This is a genomic window from Lonsdalea britannica, assembly GCF_002111595.1.
In the GTDB taxonomy this organism is placed as follows: Bacteria; Pseudomonadota; Gammaproteobacteria; order Enterobacterales; family Enterobacteriaceae; genus Lonsdalea; species Lonsdalea britannica.
This window is the reverse complement of sequence record NZ_LUTN01000024.1, coordinates 12,993-35,053: the sequence shown is the minus strand read 5'-3', so window position 1 is coordinate 35,053 and position 22,061 is coordinate 12,993. Positions and strand designations below refer to the sequence as shown.

Genomic DNA, 22,061 nt, shown 5'->3' with positions numbered 1-22,061 from the left:
GGCTGAAAAGTTTCCACGGCAACAAATAAACAAGAAATCTTGTTGGTGACGGCAGCTTCAACATCGTTATTATTCGGGCTGCCGTCATTGCGCGAACACTTACACGCTGTAGTACAGTTCGAACTCTACCGGATGCGGAGTCATGCGTACGCGATCATTTTCCGCACGACGCAGTTCGATGTAAGCATCGATGGAGTCTTCGGTGAAGACGCCGCCGCGGGTCAGGAACTCACGGTCTTCGTTCAGCGCATTCAACGCTTCTTCCAGTGAGCCTGCTACGGTTGGGATTTCACTCGCTTCTTCCGGTGGCAGATCGTACAAGTTCTTATCCATGGCATCGCAGGATGGATCTTGTTGATGATACCGTCCAGACCGGCCATCAGCAGTGCGGTGAAAGCCAGGTACGGGTTGGCTGCCGGATCCGGGAAGCGGACTTCGATACGGCGCGCTTTCGGGCTTGCGACCACCGGGATACGGATAGAGGCAGAACGGTTACGCGCGGAGTATGCCAGCATGACCGGTGCTTCGTAGCCAGGAACCAGTCGTTTGTAAGAGTTGGTCGCCGGGTTGGTCAGTGCGTTGATCGCTTTTGCGTGTTTGATAACGCCGCCGATGTAGTACAGCGCCATTTCGGACAGGCCGCCGTATTTGTCGCCGGAAAACAGGTTTACGCCGTCTTTGGACAGAGACATGTGGCAGTGCATACCAGAACCATTGTCGCCGAACATCGGTTTCGGCATGAACGTTGCGGTTTTACCGAAAGCGTGTGCAACGTTGTGGACGACGTATTTATAAATCTGAATTTCGTCGGCTTTTTTGGTCATGGTGTTGAAGCGAGTAGCCACTTCATTCTGACCTGCCGTCGCGACTTCGTGGTGATGGGCTTCAACCACCAGACCCATCTGCTCCATGGTCAGACACATGGTGGAACGGATGTCCTGAGAAGAGTCGACAGGAGGAACCGGGAAGTAACCGCCTTTCACGGACGGACGATGGCCTTTATTGCCGCCTTCGTATTCTTTGCTGGAGTTCCAGGCACCTTCGATATCGTCGATAGTGACATGGGAGCCGGAGATGCTGCTGCCGAAGCGAACGTCATCAAACAGGAAGAACTCGGGTTCTGGCCCGAACAGTACGGTATCCGCGATACCGGAAGAACTCAGGAAGTCCTCTGCGCGTTTAGCGATGGAACGCGGGTCGCGATCGTAGCCCTGCATTGTGCCTGGCTCGAGGATGTCACAGCGGATGATCAGCGTCGACTCTTCGTAGAACGGGTCGAGAACGGCGGTTGTGACGTCAGGCATTAACACCATGTCTGATTCGTTGATGCCTTTCCATCCGCCGATAGAAGAACCATCGAACATTTTGCCGTCTTCGAAGAAATCTGAATCTACCTGATGGGAAGGGATCGTGACGTGCTGTTCTTTACCTTTAGTATCGGTGAAACGAAGGTCGACGAATTTCACCTCATGTTCTTTCAGCAGCGTCAAAACGTGTTCAACTGACATACTTGGTTCTCCCGGGTTATATCATTTATCGTCGTGGAACGAATATCGTTGTGGCATGTTGTTGTTACCGTACGTAGACTATAGCTAAATCTGTGCCAACTTTAGTATTTGTGCCCGAGAGCCCATTCTCTGGTTTTCTCAGTGTCTTCGACTGCACCAATATAGTAATCTGCACCAAAATAGTGCTTTATTTTGCATTGTTAGCACCATATTGGTGCTCTTCAATGTGTTTGTAGCGCAATTGCACCGTGAAAGGGATCACAACCTCCTCAATGTGAGGTTGTTTGCAAGAGATGTTTGTGATCCTGTTTAGTCCCTCGATTAATCCGTGTACAATAGCGCGCTATTTCTAAATGCCTGAGGCAAAGCTGTGATCGAAAATTTGCGTAACATCGCTATTATTGCGCACGTTGACCATGGGAAAACCACCCTGGTCGACAAGCTGCTACAACAGTCCGGTACGTTTGATGAACGTAGTGAAGCCACCGAACGTGTTATGGACTCCAACGATTTGGAGAAAGAGCGTGGGATCACCATCCTCGCTAAAAATACCGCCATCAATTGGAAAGACTACCGCATTAACATCGTTGATACCCCAGGACACGCCGACTTCGGCGGTGAGGTAGAACGTGTTATGTCGATGGTTGACTCGGTGCTACTGGTCGTTGATGCAATGGATGGCCCGATGCCGCAGACCCGTTTCGTGACCAAAAAAGCATTTGCCAATGGTCTGAAGCCGATCGTGGTCATCAACAAAGTTGACCGTCCGGGCGCACGCCCTGACTGGGTTGTCGATCAGGTATTCGACCTGTTCGTAAACCTGGATGCTACTGACGAGCAGCTGGACTTCCCGATCGTTTACGCTTCCGCGTTGAACGGTATCGCCGGTCTGGATCACTCCGACATGGCCAGCGACATGACTCCGCTGTTTGAAGCGATCATCGAACACGTTGAAGCGCCGAAAGTGGACCGCGACGGCCCGCTGCAGATGCAAATCTCCCAGCTGGACTACAACAACTACGTCGGTGTTATCGGTATCGGCCGTATCAAACGCGGCATGGTTAAGCCTAACCAGCAGGTTACTGTCATTGACAGCGAAGGCAAAACGCGTAACGGTAAAGTCGGTAAAGTCTTGGGCCACATGGGTCTGGAGCGTATCGAATCCACGCTGGCTGAAGCGGGCGATATCATCGCTATCACCGGTCTGGGCGAACTGAACATTTCCGATACTATTTGCGATCCGGCTACCGTTGAAGCGCTGCCTGCGCTGAGCGTCGACGAACCGACCGTGACCATGTTCTTCTGCGTCAACACGTCTCCTTTCTGCGGTAAAGAAGGTAAGTTCGTGACGTCGCGTCAGATCCTTGAGCGTCTGAACAAAGAACTGATCCACAACGTTGCGCTGCGCGTGGAAGAGACTGAAGATGCGGATGCTTTCCGCGTATCCGGTCGTGGTGAGCTTCACCTGTCCGTTCTGATTGAAAACATGCGTCGTGAAGGCTTCGAAATGGCCGTTTCACGTCCGAAAGTTATCAACCGCGTGATCGACGGTCGCAATCAAGAGCCGTTTGAAAACGTGACGCTGGATATCGAAGAACAGCATCAGGGCTCCGTCATGCAGGCGATGGGCGAGCGTAAAGGCGACGTTAAAGATATGGTTCCGGATGGCAAGGGCCGTATTCGTCTCGACTACGTTATCCCAAGCCGCGGTCTGATCGGTTTCCGTACCGAGTTCATGACCATGACATCGGGTACTGGTCTGCTGTACTCCACGTTCAGTCATTACGATGACGTGCGTCCGGGCGATATCGGTCAGCGTCAGAACGGCGTACTGATCTCTAATGGTCAGGGTAAAGCGGTCGCATTTGCTCTGTACGGTCTGCAGGATCGCGGTAAATTGTTCCTGGGTCACGGTGCCGAAGTTTATGAAGCCAGATCATCGGTATTCACTCACGTTCTAACGACCTGACCGTGAACTGCCTGACCGGTAAGAAACTGACCAACATGCGTGCTTCCGGTACGGATGAAGCCACGACGCTGGTACCGCCGGTCAAGATGACTCTGGAGCAGGCTCTGGAATTCATCGATGACGACGAACTGGTAGAAGTGACGCCGACGTCTGTTCGTCTGCGTAAACGTCACCTGACCGAAAACGACCGCCGCCGCGCGGGTCGCTCGAGCAAAGAAGACTAAGTGTCTTTTCTGTAACGACGGTCTCGTTTCAGAAAAAGCCAGTCAGCGAAAGCTGACTGGCTTTTTTTATTTATTTTCATTGGGTTATCCTTATTTGGCAGAGTAAGACCACGCCCGAAAACGGTGTGTGAGGCCTTAGATCTTCTCTGTTCAGTTCTCCTTTTTACCGTTACAGTGAAAGCCTACTCACTCATCAGGAGGACCTATGTTGTATATCTTTGATTTGGGCAACGTCGTCATTGATATCGATTTCAAACGGGTGCTGGGAGTATGGAGCAACCTTAGCGGTGTCCCCCTGGCTAGCCTGAGCGAACGCTTTGTTATGGGGCATGCGTTTGAACAACATGAGCGCGGCGAGATCGATGATGAGGCATTCGCCTCTGAGCTGTGCCACGAAATGGGGATTGCCCTCAGCTTTGAGCAGTTTGCCGCAGGCTGGGAATCGATCTTTATCGGAGTACGTCCTGAAGTGTTGGATATCATGCAGCAGCTACGGCGCGACGGGCAGCGGGTCGTGGTACTTTCGAACACCAACCGCCTGCATCATCAGCAGTGGTCTTCGCTTTATCCTGAGATAGAGCAGGCGGCCGACCATATGTATTTGTCGCAAGAACTTGGCATGCGTAAACCTGAGGCTGGCATTTACGAATATGTGTTGCAGCAGGAAGGATACCTCGCTCAAGACACTATCTTCTTCGATGACAATGCGGACAATATCATCGCGGCTTCCGCGTTGGGCATCCATGCCATTCAGGTCAACGATCGTCAGGTTCTGACAGACTTCTTTTCTTCTCATTCCGCCACGGTGAGTGAATAGCGCCAGGCCGTTTCCATTCAGTATCAGACAGGAGCAGCAACGTTTTTATGATTGGGTTAATTCAGCGCGTCTCCAGAGCCAGCGTTACCGTGGATAATGAAGTTATCGGTAAAATCGATGCGGGATTGGTCGTATTGCTGGGCGTTGAGCAGGGTGATGACGAAAAGAATGCCGAGCGGCTATGCGAACGGGTGATCGGGTACCGAATTTTCGGCGATGAGCAGGATAAGATGAACCTGAATGTGCGTCAGGCTGGCGGCAGCCTGCTGGTGGTATCGCAGTTTACGCTGGCGGCCGATACGAAGAAGGGGATGCGTCCTAGTTTTTCGCGTGGAGCCGCGCCTGCCGAAGCCGAACGGTTATATCACTATTTTGTCGGCCGATGCCGGGAGCAAGGCATGACCACCGAAACGGGTCGTTTTGCCGCCGATATGAAGGTTGAATTGGTCAACGATGGCCCCGTGACCTTCTGGTTACAGGCATAGATCGCAATGCATCTCTTGGTTAACCGAGGCTGTTTATGTATCACTTGAGAGTGCCGGAAAGCGCCAAAGAGCTGGACGCCTACTACCAGTTTCGCTGGGAGATGCTGCGTAAACCGTTGCAGCAGCCGTTAGGCTCCGAACGCGACGCCTATGACTCGCTAGCCCATCATCAGACCGTCGTTGACGTCCAAGGGCGTCTGGTCGCCGTGGGACGGCTCTATATCAACGCTGACAATGAGGCCTCTATCCGTTTTCTGGCGGTTCACCCCGACGTTCGACGTAAAGGGTTGGGCACCTTGCTGGCGATGGCACTGGAGTCAGTGGCGCGTCAGGAGGGAGCCAAGCGTGTGGTATGTAGCGCGCGTGAAGAAGCGAAAGCCTTTTTCGCCAAGCTGGGATTTGTGGATCAGGGCGAGATCACGACGCCGCAGACAACGCCAATTCGGCATTTCCTGATGATTAAACCGGTGGCGACGCTGGATGATATTTTGCACCGCCCTGACTGGTGCGGACAGCTACAACAAGCCTGGCACGATCATATACCGCTGAGTGAAAAGATGGGTGTGCGCATCAGTCAGTACACCGGCAAGAAGTTCATTACCACGATGCCGGAAGTCGTCAATCAGAACCCCCATCACACCATCTTCGCTGGCAGCCTGTTTTCTCTGGCGACTTTGACCGGCTGGGGGCTGATTTGGCTACTGCTGCGGGAGCGTCAGTTGGGCGGCACTATCGTTTTGGCGGATGCGCATATTCGTTACAGCTCACCGATCACCGGCCGTCCCAGCGCGGTGGCTAATCTTGGGTCGCTCAGCGGCGATCTGGACAAGCTGGCTCGCGGTCGTCGGGCAAGGGTGCATCTGAACGTTGAATTATTCGGTGAAGGGTCAAAAGGAGCATTATTTGAAGGCGTGTACATGGTCTTGCCGCCGACACCGGATGATCCTCTGGAGCCTTCGGGTTTATCGGGCGACTGAGTGATTTACGGCGCAGATATCGATGGTTTCGGGAATAACTCTTCACGAATAACAGAAGGCCGGATGACGAATCCGGCCTTCTGTTTGTCATCGCCTCGCTTGACTTAGGGCGTCGGCGCTCCTTCCTGCAGAATACCCTGATACAACCGTTGATAAACCGGTTGCCCATCGTTGTCTGTTCCCTGCAAAACGCCGTTTAGGGTGGGCTTCAGCGGCGAGGCATTCTCCATCTGACCTTTCAGCTTTAACTGAAAATTGAGATTACCCGATGGCGTGCGAGTCGGCGTCGGCCAGCCCCAGAGAAGCAATGTGTCGAATGCCGCGGATTTGGCATTCATATCCAGCGTAAATTCACGCGCAGGGGACTGACCGATATCGGCTTTTGCTTCCAACAGTCCCCCCGGCGTAAAGGCGCTGAGATCGGTAAACGTGATCCGTTCGTTGTCCGCCGTCAATGCCAGCGATGGGCGTCGAATATCCACTTTATTGAACGTGGCATCGCTGGCGTTCAGGTTAAGCGAGCCTGCCCAGATTCCCCACTGGTGCTCGCGGGCCAGCATCAGGTCGCTGCCATAGCCGTCAAGCGCGGTTACTTGGAACGGGAAGTCTGGATTGATATCGATCAGCAGGTTACGGTTGGCGGTAAATTTTTTGACGGAGACCGTTTCCAGCCACGACGGCAATGTCTGTTGCCAGCGTTGACGCCAGTCTCCCGGCAGGGTGTATTCCATTCCCGCGATCACCAGCTCATCCAGCGTCAGCCGGCGGTCGCTGCGCTGCCAGTTGCCGCTGGCACGCAGCAGTCCTCTTTCCCAACGGGTCGAGAACTGGCGGATGGCGATCCCCTGGGCGGACAGGTCCAGATTGATAATCGGATCGATCAGATGCATGTCGCCGTTGATAAGATCGGATGCGTTGAACGACAGCGAGCCGTCCTCACTCTGCCAGTTATCCTGTTGAAAAGTGACGTGTTGCAGTGTGGCGTCAAGATCGCTGGCGGCCCAGCCCGGCCCCTCGATGCGGGCATCTATCAGATCGAAACGCTCAATGCTGATGGCGGGCAGCGGTGCGGCAGGTCGCCAGAAATCGGAGAGGGAGCGCGAAGTTTGCAGCCTCACATTACTCAACCTGAGGCGATCAATCTTCCAACTACCATCGTCCGCGCGCTGCGCGCTGCCAGTCAGCTCCCCCCGGGCGACATTGGCGCCGAAGTTGCTAAGCGTCAGGCGCTGATTGTCGAATGTGCCTTCAACAAACACCTGACTGACGGGCATATCATTCAGCGTCAGCGAGCGGGCACTGAGTTGGAAACGCGCATTGTTTCCCAGCAGATGACCGGACTGCGGCTCCCACGGTGTGATGCCGCCGTTGATCTGCTGTCCGTTGAGCCGCCAGTCGCCGTCTTGCACCTGTAGCGCCATGTCCTTGAACTGCAACACGTCAGCCTTAAAAGGCAATGCGTAACCGGTTTGACTCAGATTGAGCGTTCCGCCTTCCAACTGCAGGCTGGCGAAATGAGACGGCGTAGTAATTTGGCGGACGCTAAGCCCGACGGAGACCTGTTTGGCGACCAATGTCGTCGGCTGATTTTCACGGCCGAATGAAACCTCTGCGAGCTGGAATACGCTGGGCGACGTCCAGTCCAGAGACACCTTTTTCAGCGATAGTCTGTATTCGGTATGTTGACTAACCCAACGGCTGATCCAGTTGGCTCCCCATTCGGTCTGCAGCGCGAGATAAAGCGCCACCAAAACCAGAAAGGTCAGTAACAGCAGTGAGATGAGTAGTTTCCCGATCAATTTCATCGTATCAGTCCGTGCCTGTCGTCGAGGATAGAAATGTTATGCCGCAATGTCTGCAGCGGCTCAAGTCGGTAATCATACTCCTGACAAGAATCAGGGTCCGATGTTGCATCATGGGACCCTGATTAGCACGGTAAATACGAAATATCTGGAAGCAGGCTCCCTATTCTTTTTCTTCTTGCTCTTGCGGGAACACCAGATTCAAGACGATGGCGGTGATCCCGCCCGCAGCGATGCCGGAAGACAGCAGCGTTTTCAGCCAGTCTGGCGCGAATTGCAGGATCAGCGGCTGCTGCGCAACACCCAGACCCACGGCCAGCGAGAGGGCGATGATCATAATCGCCCGGCGGTTTAACGGTTCGCGAGACACGATGCGCACGCCTGAGGCGGCGATCGTGCCGAACATCACGATGGTCGCGCCTCCGAGCACTGGTTCCGGGATGTGTTGAACGAATCCGCTGACGGCCGGGAATAGGCCCAGCACAATCAGCATTAACGCTACGACGAAACCGACATGGCGGCTGGCGACGCCGGTCAGTTGGATTACGCCATTGTTCTGACCGAAGCAGGAGTTGGGAAAGGTATTGAATACCGCGGAAAGCATGGAGTTTAGGCCGTTGGCCAGCACGCCGCCCTTCAGGCGTTTCATGTACAGCGGTCCGCGGACGGGTTGTTCAGAGACGTCGGACGTCGCTGTGATGTCGCCAATGGTTTCCAGTGACGTCACCATAAATACCAGCATCAGCGGTACGAGCAGGCTCCAGTCGAAGCCCAGACCGTAATACAGCGGTGTCGGCACCATGATGGCGGACTGTGTCGTGCTGGACATTTCTTTCGGCAGCATGCCCATCAGCCACGCCACCAGATACCCGACGGCCATAGCGATGACCAGTGAGGCGACCCGCAGATAGGGATTACGCTGGCGATTCAGCAGGATGATAACCAGTAGGACCACGCCTGCCAGCAGCAGATTTTTGGGCGCGCCGAACGAGTGGTCGTTCATCGCCGCGAATCCACCACCAATCGAGGTCAGCCCAACCTGAATCAGCGACAAGCCAATGATCATGACGACCACGCCGGAAACCAGCGGGGTGATGATTCTCCGGGCCAGATGAAGAACGCGGGACAGCAGGATCTCGGTACAAGAGGCGACCATCAGTGTGCCGAACAGCGCGGCCATCATGGTGGGAACATCTGCACCGCCGTTTTTCAACGCCAATCCGCCCATAATCAGCGGCGTCACAAAGTTAAAGCTGGTGCCCTGAATCGACAGCAGCCCGGAACCCACAGGCCCCCAGGTTTTGATTTGCAGTATGGAGGCCAGACCGGATGCAAACAGCGACATGCTGATAATGTGTTGCGTATCTTGCGCGGGTAGCCCGAGCGCCTGACAGATCAGTAACGCCGGTGTGATAACGGCGACGAACATGGCTAACAGATGCTGGCCGGCGGCAAACAGCGTTTGCGGCAACGGAGGGCGGTCTTCAAGGCGGTAGATGAGTTCGCTGCGTGGATGAACAGCGGCGGGTTCTTCCGGGCGCAAAGGTTCGGCAGAGGGAATACGCATGGCGGTTGGCACTCCAGAACGACAAAAAACGCATTTTAATGATCTGCCTAATAAAAGCAAACGGTTGCGCGTGTCATTTTGATGCACGAACGCAAAGGAGAATGTGGAAGGAAGTGATCGCCGTCGACAGTCAGGCGTTGGTGTAGCGCGCGCTTTCCGGCAGCCAGCGTTCAATCAGTGCTTGCGCGTGGTCGGGGTAGTGCTCATGAATATGGCGTGCAATCCGCTGAACTTGGGGGATTAACGCCTGATCCCGCAGCAAATCGGCGACCTTGAATTCGGCGCTGCCGGTTTGACGGGTGCCTAGCAGTTCACCCGGTCCACGAATCTCAAGATCGCGTTGTGCGATCACAAAGCCATCGTTGCTATCCCGTAATACCTGCAATCGCTTCTGGGCGGTTTTGCTGAGCGGAGATTTGTACAACAGCACGCAGTGGGAGGCGACCGAGCCGCGGCCTACACGTCCGCGTAGCTGGTGCAGCTGCGCCAGACCGAGTCGTTCGGGGTTTTCGATAATCATCAGGCTGGCGTTGGGGACGTCTACGCCGACTTCAATCACGGTCGTGGCGACGAGCAGCTGAATTTGGCCTGACTTGAACGCTTCCATTACCTGCTGTTTTTCCTGCGCCCTCATCCGCCCATGCACCAGCCCGATGGTGAGTTCAGGCAGCGCTTCGCGCAGTTCCTGACAGGTCGCTTCCGCCGCCTGCGCTTCCAGAAGGTCCGACTCCTCAATAAGGGTACATACCCAGTAGGCCTGACGGCCTTCCTGCTGGCAGGCATTGTCGACACGCTGGATGATATCGCTGCGGCGAGTGTCGGGGATGGCGACGGTCGTGACGGGGGTTCGGCCCGGAGGAAGTTCATCGATGACGGACGTTTCCAGGTCAGCGTAGGCCGTCATCGCCAGCGTACGCGGGATCGGCGTCGCCGTCATAATCAGCTGATGGGGGTGAAATCCTTGCTGCTCGCCTTTTTCCCACAGGGCAAGCCGCTGATGGACGCCAAACCGATGCTGCTCATCGATAATCACCAGCGCCAGACCGTTAAACTGAACCTGCTGTTGGAAAATGGCGTGCGTGCCGACGACCATACCGACATCGCCGTTGGCGATGGCGTCCTGCTGAGCCTGCCGTGCCTTGCCTTTCTGCTTTCCGGCCAGCCATCCAACGTTGATGCCGAGAGGCGCAAACCATTGACGGAAATTGTGCGCATGCTGTTCTGCTAACAGCTCGGTCGGCGCCATGAGGGCGACCTGTTTACCGTGAGCAATAGCGCGCAACGCGGCCAAAGCCGCCACCAGCGTTTTGCCGGAGCCGACGTCGCCCTGCACCAGTCGCATCATGGGATAGGGGTGATTCAGATCCTGTTCGATTTCGGCGACGACGCGTTCTTGCGCCTGAGTCGGCGAAAACGGCAGGGCGGCCAGCAACTGCTGTTTTAGCGAATCGCGAGGAGGCAACGCCAGCGCGTGGTAACGCTGCGCGCCGGCCCGTGCAGCCAGCATGCTCAGGTTGTGAGCCAGAAGCTCTTCCATGATTAGCCGTTGCTGGGCCGGATGCTTACCCTGTTCCAGCTCGCTCAACTGCATGTTGGGCGGCGGCCGATGTAGCGTATGCAACGCTTCCGTCAGGCTCATCATCGTGTGATTGAGCTCCTGGGGAAGAAGCTCATCAATCGGGTGGCGGTCGAGCAGTTTCAGCGCCTGATCGGTCAGCTTGCGCAGTGTGGCCTGACGGATGCCGTCGGTGGCGGGATAGACCGGCGTCAGTGTCTCCTGTAATGCCACATCGCTTTCTTCGCCCTGTACCCGATACTCGGGGTGAATAATTTCAGCCCCCAGCTTGCCGCGGCGGATTTCGCCATAAGCGATAACCCGTTGGCCCGTAGCCAGGCTGTTCTTCATGGCGGCGTTGAAGTTGAAAAAACGCAGCGTGAGCATGCCGCTGCCGTCGCTGATCTGGCAGGTCAGCATACGTCGGCTGCCGAAGGTAACGTCGCAGCGCAGAATTTCACCTTCTACTGTGGCATAGATGCCCGGCAGCAGGTCGTTGATGGGGTAAAGTTGGGTGCGATCTTCATAGCGTAGCGGTAGATGAAACAGCAGGTCTTCCACCGTCTCCAGGCCGATGCGGGCCAGTTTATTTGCCTGACTGGGCCCGACGCCGACAAGCGTGTTCAGCGGTTGGGTATTCAGCAGGCGTCCGCGCATTATTGTTCCGTGGACTGCATGGCGGCCCACCACGGGGTGTCGGCAATCACCTGACCCTGCTGGTCTATACGCGGTCGTGGAAGTCCTTTGCGTTTCGCCACGCGGGCGAGAACGGGGTAACCGCCCTCAAACAACAGGCGCTGTTGCTCCTCTTCGTCCAGCGGGCTGGTATCCCGATGATACATGCCAGCCATCTGTCGTTGACGCTGCGCTTCATACAGAATTAGCGCGGAAGCAACGGAAACATTGAGAGATTGAACCATGCCGGTCATCGGAATAATGATGTCCTGGTCTGCCAAAGCCAGCGCTTCGGCGGAGATGCCGTTTTTTTCCTGTCCAAGAAGAATGCAGGTCGGGCGGGTGTAATCAATGTCGCGAAAATCAACGGCTTTGTCAGAAAGGTTGGTGGCCAGAACTTGCATACCCTGGGTCTTCAGATGTCCGACGGCGTCTTTAATCGTGGCGTGCGTTTTGACTTTTACCCAGCTATTGCTGCCCGCGGCGGTGGAAACCAGCGTTCTCATATGGCCGGTCGGCCATATGGCGTGAACTTGATGCACGCCTACAGCATCCGCCGTACGAATAACGGCGGAGACATTATGAGGCTTATGGACCTGTTCCATACACACCGTCAGATCGGGTTGGCGGTGATTCAGCATCTCTCTGATGCGCGCATAGCGTTCTGGCGTCATAACAGATTAGTTTCGGTTACGGTTAACTTTAATCACATCCGGCATCACGCGGATTTTGCGCATGATGTTCGCGAGATGAACACGGTCGCGCGCTGTCAGGCGTATGAAGGCACTGTACACCCTGCCGTCTTTTTCTTCCGTATTGATGCTCTGGATATTGGCATTGGCGGTGTTTATAGCTGCAGTCAGGTTGGCCAGTACGCCTGATGGTTGAGCATGTCCACCTTGATTTCGGTCAGGAATTCCTGCTCGGTGACCTTGTCCCACTCTACCGCCATGAATTTTTCAGGTTCTTTCTGGTAACCGCGGATATTGCGGCAGGATTCATGGTGGATCACCAGACCTTTACCGGGGCTGACGTGCGCAATAATCGGGTCGCCCGGAATGGGGCGACAGCATTTGGCGAAGGTCACCAACACGCCGTCGGCGCCTTTGATCGGGAGTTTGCGGATACCGGAACTGCTCAATCCGGTATCTTCTTCCAGCAGATTTCTGGCCACCACGATGCTCATGGCGTTGCCAAGGCCGATTTCCGCCAGCAGATCGTCCAGCGAGGAAAGCTTCATCCGGTCTAGCTCGCGCTGAATATTAGGCGCGGGAACTTCAGACAGCTTGCGTCCGTGACCCAGCGCATGATTCAGCAGACGACGTCCTAAGCTGACGGAATCGTCGCGCTTCAGGTTCTTCAGTAGCTGACGAATTCTGGCGCGGGCTTTGGAGCTGACGACGAAATTCAGCCAGGCGGCGTTAGGCCGTGCGCCAGGAGCCGTAATGATCTCAACCGTTTGGCCGCTTTTCAGTGCCTGAGACAACGGATACGGCTGCCGGTCGACACGTGCGCCCACGCAGGCGTGGCCGATGTCGGTATGCACCGCGTAGGCGAAGTCCACCGGCGTGGCGCCGGAGGGCAGTTCGACAATGCGGCCTTCGGGCGTGAAGACGTACATTTCGTCTGGAAACAAATCCGACTTCACGCTTTCGATAAATTCAAATGAACTACCTGCGCTTTGCTGTAGTTCCATCAGGCTTTGCATCCAGCGGCGCGCGCGAACCTGTGCGGTTGTGCTGCTTTCGCCTTCTTTATAAGCCCAGTGCGCGGCGACACCCATCTCAGCCATTTGATCCATATCTTCCGTACGGATCTGCACTTCAACGGGGACGCCGTGCGGCCCGATCAAAGAGGTATGCAGAGATTGATAGCCGTTGGCTTTTGGGATGGCGATATAGTCTTTAACGCGACCGGGGCGCGGTTTGTACAGGCCGTGAACTTGGCCCAGCACGCGGTAGCAGGTATCCAAATCGCGGACGATCACCCGAAAAGCGTAAATATCCATAATGGAATGAAAACGCTGTTCTTTCAGGTGCATCTTGCAATAGATGGAGTAGAGATGTTTTTCCCGGCCGCCGACGCGACAGGGGATACCGGCTTCCAGCAAACGCCCTTCGATTTCCGAGAGGATCTTCTGAATCATTTCCTTACGGTTGCCGCGCGCGGCTTTCACCACTTCTTTGATGACGCGGTAACGGTTCGGATAGAGCGCTTCAAACCCCAGCTCTTCCAGTTCGGTTTTTAGGTGATGAATACCGAGCCGATGAGCCAGCGGGCTGTAGATTTCCAGCGTTTCCCGGGCGATGCGGCGGCGTTTATCCGGCCTTAGTGCCCCCAGCGTCCGCATGTTGTGCGTGCGGTCGGCAAGTTTGATCAGGACGACGCGGATGTCTTGCACCATCGCCATGATCATTTTGCGAAAGTTTTCTGCTTGCGCTTCTTTCTTGTCGCGAAATTTCAGCTTATCCAGCTTGGAAACACCTTCCACCAGTTCGGCGACGCTTTTGCCGAACAGCTGTTCCATATCCTGATAGGTGGCGGGCGTATCTTCGATCACGTCATGCAGTAGCGCCGCCATGAGCGTTTCATAGTCGAGACGCATCTCGGCCAAAATGCAGGCTACGGCTACTGGATGGGTGATGTAGGGCTCGCCACTGGAGCGAGTCTGTCCCTCGTGAGCATCACGTGCGACAAGGTAAGCCTGCCGGAGACGTTTTATCTGGTCTTCGGGCAGGTAATTCTGAATCAGCAGATTAAGGCTTTCAAACAGATACAAGGGCGACTCGTGGTGTTATTAGCGGCGACCTTCAGCAATTGCGGTGACCGCCTGAATTTCTGCGGCTTCCTGCTCCTGCTGCTCCTGACGTTCACGGGCGTCCAGAATCTGCGAAGTGATCAGACCTTCTTCGATCTCACGCAGTGCGATAACCGTGTATTTGTCGTTTTCTTCAGGAACCAGAGCATCTTTGCCCCCAACCTGGATCTGACGGGCGCGACGGGCAGCGACCAACACCAGGTCAAAACGGTTACCAATTTTTTCTACAGCGTCTTGAACAGTTACGCGTGCCATAATGAGGTACTCCACAGGGAAATAAAAAAAGACTGGGCATGATACTGAATGTGCCGTCAGTCTGCCAATAGTTTGGTGATTAAACCGTCATGCCGCACTTTCTGGCGGGATAAACGCAGACGTTCAGCGCGTATGATGGTTTTCAAGTCCTGCAGCGCCAAGTCAAAGTCATCGTTAACGAGAAGATAATCGTATTCAGCATAGTGGCTCATTTCGGCGATCGCCTGTGCCATGCGTCGATTAATCACTTCTTCGCTGTCCTGACCTCGGCCGCGCAGGCGACGCTCAAGCTCTTCTTTGGAAGGCGGCAGGATGAAAATACTGCGTGCGGAAGGCATCCGCTCGCGAATCTGCTTGGCGCCCTGCCAGTCTATGTCCAGGAATACATCCACGCCGGTAGACAGCACTTGTTCAATGGCGGTACGAGATGTTCCGTAATAGTTACCGAAAACCTCGGCATATTCCAGAAACTCGTCGTTTCCAATCATGCTTTTAAACTCATCAACCGGCACAAAATAGTAGTGCTCGCCGTGATTCTCTCCCGGCCGCTTATCGCGGGTTGTATGAGAAATGGAAACCTGTGTGTCATACAGCGGCTGCGTTTTCAACAGCGCAGTAATCAAACTGGATTTTCCGGCACCGCTCGGTGCGGAAACAATATATAACGTGCCTTGAGCCATAGTGAATGTATCTGATTCAGTATTTAGAATTGATGCAGCGGAACGCGCAGTTCCCCGCATTATACATGCCGCGCCGCCGTCAGTCGCGCAGCGTAAGTATTGAACCCGCCTTGTTTGACAAATTGGCTTATTTTTTTGCCGTCATCAAATCCCTTTGTTTTTCCTTGCGAAGCGCTCCGCCGTTTTTTCTCTCCTTGCTGTCATTGCGCTAATTGTCTGCGAAACGGCTCGCAAAGGTACGTCTCTGACCTCGTTTAGTGTTCGGACTATGTGCTTTACTGCCGCTGCGTTGAACGGAGGCTGGGGGATGTATGCGATATGGATATTGGCTGGGTGTCGCGGCGGTACTGTTGACGGAGCTGGCTTCGGCTACCGACATTTGTCCTGAGTGGGCGCCCCTGCGGGCGCGGGAGGAAATGCAGCGTCTGGGGCAGCAATTGACGCTGTGGGATAAGGCATATCATGAAGAGGGCTACAGCCCGGTTCCCGATGATACGTACGACCAGATGCGGTCGATGTTGGCAAGCTGGCAGCGCTGTTTTCCATCGCAGAACATGGGGTTCGAGGTGCGCCTATCCCGCCAGGGTAAAACGCTTCACCCTGTGGCGCACACCGGCCTAAGAAAACTTTCCGACGAGGGCGAGCTACGGCAATGGATGTCGGCCCGGCATCATCTTTGGGTCCAACCCAAGGTCGACGGTGTGGCGGTGACGCTGGTTTATGAGCAAGGTCGCCTGATCTCTGCCGTCAGTCGAGGCAATGGGCGGCAGGGAGAAGATTGGACGGAGAAGGTTCGGCAGATTTCGGCGGTCCCTCAGCAAATTACCCGAGGCCGCCACCTCGAGATACCGGAGCGTGTGGTTTTCCAGGGCGAGATTTTTCTTCCGATGGAAAATCATCGTCAGAATCAGCTTGGCGGCCTTAATGCCCGGGCGCTGGTTGCAGGCGAAATGCGGCGTATACAGCCGTCACCTCGGCTGGGACAGATGGGGATTTTTATCTGGGCATGGCCCGATGGCCCGCGCAGCATGACACAGCGGTTGACGGCGCTGCGGAAAATGGGGTTTGCGCTGGCGGAGCGCTATTCCAAGCCTGTCACTTCGTTGGCTGAGGCTCGCCGCTGGCGTGAGCATTGGTATCGGTCGCCATTGCCTTTCGTTACCGATGGCGTGGTGATCCGTCAGGACAAGGAACCCGAAGGGCGCTATTGGCAGCCAGGAGGCTCTGAGTGGGCGATTGCCTGGAAATATCCCCCGATTCATCGCGTCGCAGAGGTCACGGGAATTGAATTCCCGGTGGGGCGAACCGGGAAAACAGGGGCTGTTTTGATGCTGAAAACGGTGACGCTGGATGATAAGCAGGTCAGCCGAGTGAACGTTGGGTCTGTAGCTCGCTGGCGGCAATGGGATGTTGTGCCGGGAGATCGCGTGACAGTGAGTCTCGCAGGGCGGGGTATTCCCCGGCTTGATGGCGTTGTGTGGCGTAGCGTGGAGCGTCCGACGGTGGATACACCCGACGCCGCGCAGTTCGACGCGTTTTCCTGCTTCCGGTGGAGCAGAGACTGCCATCCGCAATTTCTGGCCCGTCTGGTCTGGCTCAGCAGCGATGAGGGATTGGCAATCCGGGGATTACGCGAAGGTATGTGGAAACGGTTGATGCAGGGTGAGCCGTTGAAGGATTTGGTTGCCTGGCTTGCTCTGGACCGCCGCCAGATTAGCGCCGCGACCTCTGTCGGTGAAGCGCGTGCGGCGGAGTTACACCAACAATTTCAGTCAACGCGCCAGCTGCCGCTCTCACGTTGGCTTCTGGCCTTGGGGATACCTTTGCCGCAATCAGCGCAGGGCGCATTGCAAGGACAATCTTTTGTCCAGCTTCAACAGCGTAGCCTTGATGAGTGGCAGCTGTTTTCCGGTGTGGGTCGCCTTCGTGCGCGTAAGATAAGTCAGTTTTTACATCATCCAGAGGTGCAATCAATGATGCGGCAACTTGAGTCCTACGGTATTAAATAGCGAGGAATTTTATTCTTTCAGCGAGAGTTAAAGGGTTATCATAAAAAAGTAAGTGAGATAACCAATAAATAATTTTATTAAAGGTGAATGTTGCTGATGAAATCGTAGGGAATTATTTATCATGGCATTCAAATTAAGATACCAACCCTTTTATTCACACATGAAAACTAGTGACTTAGGCCATTATCCTTACAGAATAGATTAATTGACCTAATCATTTTATGAATACCTCTGTCAATTAAACGGTCAGATACGACAACCTGAAGGCGGGGGGCTTGCATTACATAGCATTAATTACCGTATCTTGCTCAAAGATAATGAACTCCGAGGGGGGCTACGGTGTCTGTTTACAAACGTGAGCCTCTGGAGCAGATTATAAGAATGAAAGTGTCGATGTCATTTCCCCAACCCAAAGTTTCCTGGATATTAGCTTTTTATATAGCTTATTCCTGAATCTATCCGTTTATTACCGCCGTTTTGATTCTCTGGCTATTTTCGACCTTAAACATGCCACGCATTTTCTTTCTGCCGTAGCGGAGCTGCTGGCTTGCATTCTGTTTACTTTTTTCCTGATGCGGCTTATTTCTCTGGGTGGGAAAAAATGCTTTCGTATTCTGGCTTCGTTACTGACATTAATTTCAGTGGCTGCCAGCTATTACATGACCTTTTTTAATGTGGTTATCGGATATGGCATCATCGCTTCAGTGATGACGACAGATATCGATCTCTCTCGAGAGGTGATTGGCATCAATTTCGTACTGTGGATGATACTCGTCAGCGTGCCGCCGCTGGCGCTCATCTGGACAAGTCGCCTACACCAAACGTTGCTAGAACAGTTGAAGACACCAGGGAAGCGTCTGCGAGCGGCGCTGGGTTTGGCGGTTATCGTCGCGCTGGTCTGGCTGCCTATGGATTATATGGGCAAGGTCAACGCTGATGCGGAGAAAGCGTCCAATCAGGATTTACCCAGCTATGGCGGCGTAGTGGCTCACTCATATCTACCGTCGAACTGGTTGTCTGCCTTGGGACTGTTCGCTTATGCCCATTACGATGAAAATCAGGACGCATCTTCCCTGTTTGACCCAAGTACTCATTTTACCTATCAGGCGCCCAGCGATATTGATGACACCTACGTCGTATTTATCATTGGCGAGACGACGCGGTGGGATCATCTGGGGCTGTTAGGCTATTCGCGCGATACAACGCCTCTGTTGGATAAAGAAAAAAACCTACTGGCGTTTCGCGGGAGATCTTGCGACACCGCCACCAAGCTCTCGATGCGTTGCATGTTTGTGCGTGAAGGTGGGACCGAAGATAATCCCCAGCGGACGCTAAAAGAGCACAATATTTTTTCCGTGATGAAAGGATTGGGATTCTCCTCGGAGCTGTTCGCCATGCAAAGCGAGGTGTGGTTCTACAACAATATTCGGGCTGATAACTACTCTATCCGCGAGATGATTGCCTCTGAAAAACGCAACGATGGAAAATCAGTGGACGACATGCTGTTGGTGGATGAGATGAAGGCCTCATTGGCGCGTTATACCAAAGGTAAACATCTGATCGTCCTGCATACCAAAGGGTCACACTACCAGTATTCGATGCGCTATCCGCGCAGCTTCGCCCGCTATCAGCCGGAGTGTATGAGTGTGGACGCTTCTTGTACCCGAGAGCAGCTCATCAACTCTTTCGACAACAGCATTCTCTACACGGATGCGTTTATCGAGCAGGTCATCGATCAGATGAGAGATAAGAAAGCGTTGGTGTTCTATTCGTCCGACCATGGCGAATCAATCGATGAGAACTCACACTTGCATGGAACGCCACGCCATGTCGCGCCACCGGAGCAGTTCCGTTCGCCGATAATGATGTGGGCATCTGACAAGTTCCTGGCTGAGTCAGAACATCAGCAAGCCTTCGCGAATTTGAAGGCCAGAAAGGAGGCGGGTGAAATTCTGCGCCACGAGGAGATCTTCGACTCGGTATTGGGATGCTTGGGCTATACCTCTCCAGATGGCGGCATCAATCAGAGCAACAACTGGTGTTCGAAACCGGTTCATTGATTAAAATCAATAAGATGCAGGTTCCGCTTTTTCCCGGAAATTGCGTCGCACACTTTGTCGCCAACTCCATGGCCGTTTGTTAAAAAGGGATTGACGCGTTATCAGGGGCGCAGTAATATGCGCCCCGCATTCGGTGAGTGGCGCAGCCTGGTAGCGCACTTCGTTCGGGACGAAGGGGTCGGAGGTTCGAATCCTCTCTCACCGACCAAATTTAAAGAAGACAAGACCCGGTTGTCTTCATCAATAAACCCGCTAACGACAGCGGGTTTTTTTGTTTTTGTCTCCTTCTGACGCAGACAATTCTCTATTTCACGTTGCCATCGCTATTCACTCCAATGCAATACCGGCCCCCACTCCGGGTGCTAATAGGCAATGCCGGTTATTTCTGACATGATGCCAGCCGTTTTCTCATTAAGTATGTCCGACTTCCTATGAGCCAGATAAAAGACACGCTGGAAAACCGGCAAACCGGAATTTATTTTTTGACCATGGTCGCGGCGGCGGTCATTGCTGCCTGCTGGCCTACGGCGTCGGGCGTGGTGGTGGCACTCAACCCGGCCTTGGCATTCATGCTGTTCGTGACTTTTTTGTCGCTGCCGTTGGGAGAGATGCTTTATGCCTTTCGCCATGTGCGCTTCCTGCTGGCTCTGTTTATCGCCAATTTTGTCGCGATCCCTGTGCTAGTGGCGTTGTTGTTGATGCTATTTCCCTTGCCGCCGGTGGTGGCCTATGGGGTCGCGATGGTGTTGCTATGTCCCTGCATCGATTACGTGGTGACGTTTTGTCAGCAGGGTCAGGCGGACTCCCGTCTGTTGCTTGCCGCAACGCCACTATTGCTGCTTTTACAAATGTTGCTGTTGCCGCTGTATTTGGGCCTGTTGTTCGATACGGCGCAGACCATCAGCATCGCGCCTTTCCTGCATGCTTTTATCACCATGATTGCCATTCCGCTGCTGTTGGCATGGATCTTCCAACGCTGGAGTCAGGCGTCCTCCGCGGGGCGGGTTATGACGCACTGGCTTGGATGTCTTCCCGTACCGGCGACGGCGCTAGTGTTGGCGGTGATTACGGCGTTTGTCGTACCGCAGCTAACGCAGTCGCGCGCGACTGCGCTGGCGGTGTTGCCCGTTTATGTCTTGTTCTCGGTTTTTGCGCCGCTGGTGGGCTGGGGCGTGGGGCGGCTCTTGACGTTGAAGGCGGCGGCGGGAAGGGGCGTGGTGTTCAGCGCCGCGACGCGCAATTCACTGGTCATTTTGCCATTGGCGCTGGCGGTTCCCGGCGCGTTACCGCTGATGCCGGTCGTGGTAGTTACGCAGACGTTGGTCGAACTGATCGCCGAATTGATTTACGTTCGTTGGGCGCCGCGCCTGCGCTTTCACGCAGGCAAATGAGCCGTTACTTCCCTAAAGCCTGAGCGCAGGCCCAGGCAGAGCTCCAGGCCCATTGGAAGTTGTAACCGCCGAGCCAACCGGTGACGTCCACGACTTCTCCGATGAAGTACAGCCCCGGCACCTTGCTGGCTTCCAGCGTTTTTGAGGAAAGCTCGTGGGTATCGACGCCACCCAGCGTCACTTCTGCCGTACGGTAGCCTTCGGTACCATTGGGCTGGACTCGCCACTGCTGTAGCGTGCTTTCTACCTGTGTTTGCTGCGGTTTTTGCAACTGCTTGAGCGTCACATCCGGCAACTGCCCCAGCGCCTGAAGACACTCCACCAGCCGTTTGGGTAACCACTGCGCCAGCGTATTTTTTAGACTCTGATTGGGATGTGCGAGGCGTTCCGCATCAAGCAGTGCGGTCAGATCGTGATCGGGCAGCAGATTGATGGTGACGAATTCGCCCGGCTGCCAGTAGCTGGAAAGCTGAAGTACCGCGGGACCAGACAGTCCGCGGTGGGTGAACAGGATATTCTCACGGAAGGTTACGCCGTTTTCCGCTTCGATGAGAGACGGAACTGAGACGCCGGACAGCGTTTGTAATTGTTCTAACAACGGTTTGTGCAGCGTGAAGGGCACCAGCGCCGCGCGGGTGGGCAGCACGTTGATGGAGAACTGCTGCGCAAGCTGATAACCGAAGGGCGTGGCGCCGAGTCCAGGCATCGACAGACCGCCTGTCGCGATCACCAACTCCGGGCTCTGAACTGCACCGTTGTTCAAGCGGATCGTAAATGCATCGCGCTTTTCAACTTCCAGCACTTCACTGCGCAAACGCAGCGTCACCTGGCCTTGCTCACACTCTTTAAGCAGCATGTCGGTGATTTGTTGAGCCGAGTCATCGCAAAACAGTTGTCCGAGGGTTTTCTCGTGATAGGCGATGCCGTGGCGATTCACCAGATCGATAAAGTCCCACTGGGTGTAGCGCGCCAGAGCGGACTTGCAGAAATGCGGGTTTTGAGACAGGTAAGCGCCTGGCTCTGCATACAGGTTGGTGAAGTTGCAGCGTCCGCCCCCGGACATCAAAATTTTGCGTCCCGGTTTTTTACCATTATCCACAAGCAGCACCCGCAGGCCTTTCTGTCCCGCCTGCGCCGCGCAGAAAAGTCCTGCCGCGCCAGCGCCAATTACGACTACATCATAGTGTTCCACGTGTTTTGCTCCCCGCAATTCGTCGGGTTTCGGCCTGCGGCCGAATTGCCGTTCAGGGCGGCAGATTGTAGTGCTCG

General features: G+C 54.7%; 12 protein-coding genes, 1 tRNA gene and 4 pseudogenes. 8 read left to right on the top strand and 9 right to left on the bottom strand.

Annotation, left to right across the window (positions count from 1 at the left end):
- Positions 1-99: 99 nt before the first annotated feature.
- Positions 100-1,508: pseudogene (gene glnA, locus AU509_RS16290) on the bottom strand (glutamate--ammonia ligase).
- A 370-nt stretch (positions 1,509-1,878) separates the two neighbouring features.
- Here glnA and typA point away from each other — a divergent pair.
- The 4 genes and pseudogenes from typA (at position 1,879) to fabY (ending at position 5,980) form a co-directional block, all read left to right on the top strand.
- A pseudogene (typA, locus tag AU509_RS16285) lies at positions 1,879-3,701 on the top strand (ribosome-dependent GTPase TypA).
- A gap of 205 nt (positions 3,702-3,906) precedes the next feature.
- A complete protein-coding gene (yihX, locus tag AU509_RS16280; RefSeq protein WP_094118828.1) occupies positions 3,907-4,518 on the top strand; it encodes a glucose-1-phosphatase in 612 nt (203 codons plus the stop codon).
- 47 nt (positions 4,519-4,565) lie between these two features.
- Positions 4,566-5,003, top strand: coding sequence for a D-aminoacyl-tRNA deacylase (gene dtd, locus AU509_RS16275; RefSeq protein WP_085652525.1), 438 nt, complete (start codon positions 4,566-4,568; stop codon positions 5,001-5,003).
- A gap of 35 nt (positions 5,004-5,038) precedes the next feature.
- Positions 5,039-5,980 carry a fatty acid biosynthesis protein FabY gene (gene fabY, locus AU509_RS16270; RefSeq protein WP_085652524.1) on the top strand — a complete coding sequence of 314 codons (942 nt, stop codon included), beginning with the start codon at positions 5,039-5,041 and terminating at the stop codon, positions 5,978-5,980.
- Between the two features lie 104 nt (positions 5,981-6,084).
- Here the strand turns inward: fabY and AU509_RS16265 are convergent, their stop codons facing one another.
- The 7 genes and pseudogenes from AU509_RS16265 to gmk form a co-directional block, all read right to left on the bottom strand.
- On the bottom strand, positions 6,085-7,785 hold the full coding sequence (locus AU509_RS16265; protein WP_085652523.1) for an AsmA family protein: 1,701 nt from the start codon (positions 7,783-7,785) through the stop codon (positions 6,085-6,087).
- Between the two features lie 160 nt (positions 7,786-7,945).
- Positions 7,946-9,349: a nucleobase:cation symporter-2 family protein gene (locus AU509_RS16260; protein ID WP_085652522.1), complete on the bottom strand. Its 1,404-nt coding sequence runs from the start codon at positions 9,347-9,349 to the stop codon at positions 7,946-7,948.
- Between the two features lie 130 nt (positions 9,350-9,479).
- A complete protein-coding gene (gene recG / locus AU509_RS16255; RefSeq protein WP_094118827.1) occupies positions 9,480-11,561 on the bottom strand; it encodes an ATP-dependent DNA helicase RecG in 2,082 nt (693 codons plus the stop codon).
- Complete coding sequence (trmH, locus tag AU509_RS16250; RefSeq protein ID WP_085652520.1) at positions 11,561-12,253, bottom strand: tRNA (guanosine(18)-2'-O)-methyltransferase TrmH; 693 nt, start codon at positions 12,251-12,253, stop codon at positions 11,561-11,563. Before trmH ends, recG begins: the two co-directional genes overlap by 1 nt.
- A gap of 6 nt (positions 12,254-12,259) precedes the next feature.
- A pseudogene (spoT, locus tag AU509_RS16245) lies at positions 12,260-14,358 on the bottom strand (bifunctional GTP diphosphokinase/guanosine-3',5'-bis pyrophosphate 3'-pyrophosphohydrolase).
- Between the two features lie 18 nt (positions 14,359-14,376).
- Positions 14,377-14,652, bottom strand: coding sequence for a DNA-directed RNA polymerase subunit omega (rpoZ, locus tag AU509_RS16240; protein ID WP_026740808.1), 276 nt, complete (start codon positions 14,650-14,652; stop codon positions 14,377-14,379).
- Between the two features lie 56 nt (positions 14,653-14,708).
- Positions 14,709-15,332: a guanylate kinase gene (gene gmk, locus AU509_RS16235; protein WP_094118826.1), complete on the bottom strand. Its 624-nt coding sequence runs from the start codon at positions 15,330-15,332 to the stop codon at positions 14,709-14,711.
- A 311-nt stretch (positions 15,333-15,643) separates the two neighbouring features.
- Here gmk and ligB point away from each other — a divergent pair, with 311 nt between their 5' ends.
- From ligB to AU509_RS16210, 4 genes and pseudogenes are all read left to right on the top strand, one after another.
- The gene (ligB, locus tag AU509_RS16225; RefSeq protein ID WP_094118824.1) at positions 15,644-17,341 is read left to right on the top strand and encodes an NAD-dependent DNA ligase LigB; all 1,698 of its coding nucleotides are present in this window, start codon (positions 15,644-15,646) and stop codon (positions 17,339-17,341) included.
- 381 nt (positions 17,342-17,722) lie between these two features.
- Positions 17,723-19,401, top strand: a pseudogene (gene eptB / locus AU509_RS16220) (kdo(2)-lipid A phosphoethanolamine 7''-transferase).
- Between the two features lie 131 nt (positions 19,402-19,532).
- Positions 19,533-19,609, top strand: a tRNA-Pro gene (locus AU509_RS16215).
- Positions 19,610-19,832: 223 nt separating this feature from the next.
- Positions 19,833-20,792 carry an arsenic resistance protein gene (locus AU509_RS16210; RefSeq protein WP_094118823.1) on the top strand — a complete coding sequence of 320 codons (960 nt, stop codon included), beginning with the start codon at positions 19,833-19,835 and terminating at the stop codon, positions 20,790-20,792.
- 4 nt (positions 20,793-20,796) lie between these two features.
- On the opposite strand, the gene AU509_RS16205 is transcribed toward AU509_RS16210, so the two are convergent.
- Positions 20,797-21,984 carry a BaiN/RdsA family NAD(P)/FAD-dependent oxidoreductase gene (locus AU509_RS16205; RefSeq protein WP_094118822.1) on the bottom strand — a complete coding sequence of 396 codons (1,188 nt, stop codon included), beginning with the start codon at positions 21,982-21,984 and terminating at the stop codon, positions 20,797-20,799.
- Positions 21,985-22,061: the final 77 nt, after the last annotated feature.

Coding starts and splice junctions, on each gene's coding strand:
- yihX (WP_094118828.1), top strand. CDS start 3,907: ATGTTGTATATCTTTGATTTGGGCAACGTCGTCATTGATATCGATTTC.
- dtd (WP_085652525.1), top strand. CDS start 4,566: ATGATTGGGTTAATTCAGCGCGTCTCCAGAGCCAGCGTTACCGTGGAT.
- fabY (WP_085652524.1), top strand. CDS start 5,039: ATGTATCACTTGAGAGTGCCGGAAAGCGCCAAAGAGCTGGACGCCTAC.
- AU509_RS16265 (WP_085652523.1), bottom strand. CDS start 7,785: ATGAAATTGATCGGGAAACTACTCATCTCACTGCTGTTACTGACCTTT.
- AU509_RS16260 (WP_085652522.1), bottom strand. CDS start 9,349: ATGCGTATTCCCTCTGCCGAACCTTTGCGCCCGGAAGAACCCGCCGCT.
- recG (WP_094118827.1), bottom strand. CDS start 11,561: ATGCGCGGACGCCTGCTGAATACCCAACCGCTGAACACGCTTGTCGGC.
- trmH (WP_085652520.1), bottom strand. CDS start 12,253: ATGACGCCAGAACGCTATGCGCGCATCAGAGAGATGCTGAATCACCGC.
- rpoZ (WP_026740808.1), bottom strand. CDS start 14,652: ATGGCACGCGTAACTGTTCAAGACGCTGTAGAAAAAATTGGTAACCGT.
- gmk (WP_094118826.1), bottom strand. CDS start 15,332: ATGGCTCAAGGCACGTTATATATTGTTTCCGCACCGAGCGGTGCCGGA.
- ligB (WP_094118824.1), top strand. CDS start 15,644: ATGCGATATGGATATTGGCTGGGTGTCGCGGCGGTACTGTTGACGGAG.
- AU509_RS16210 (WP_094118823.1), top strand. CDS start 19,833: ATGAGCCAGATAAAAGACACGCTGGAAAACCGGCAAACCGGAATTTAT.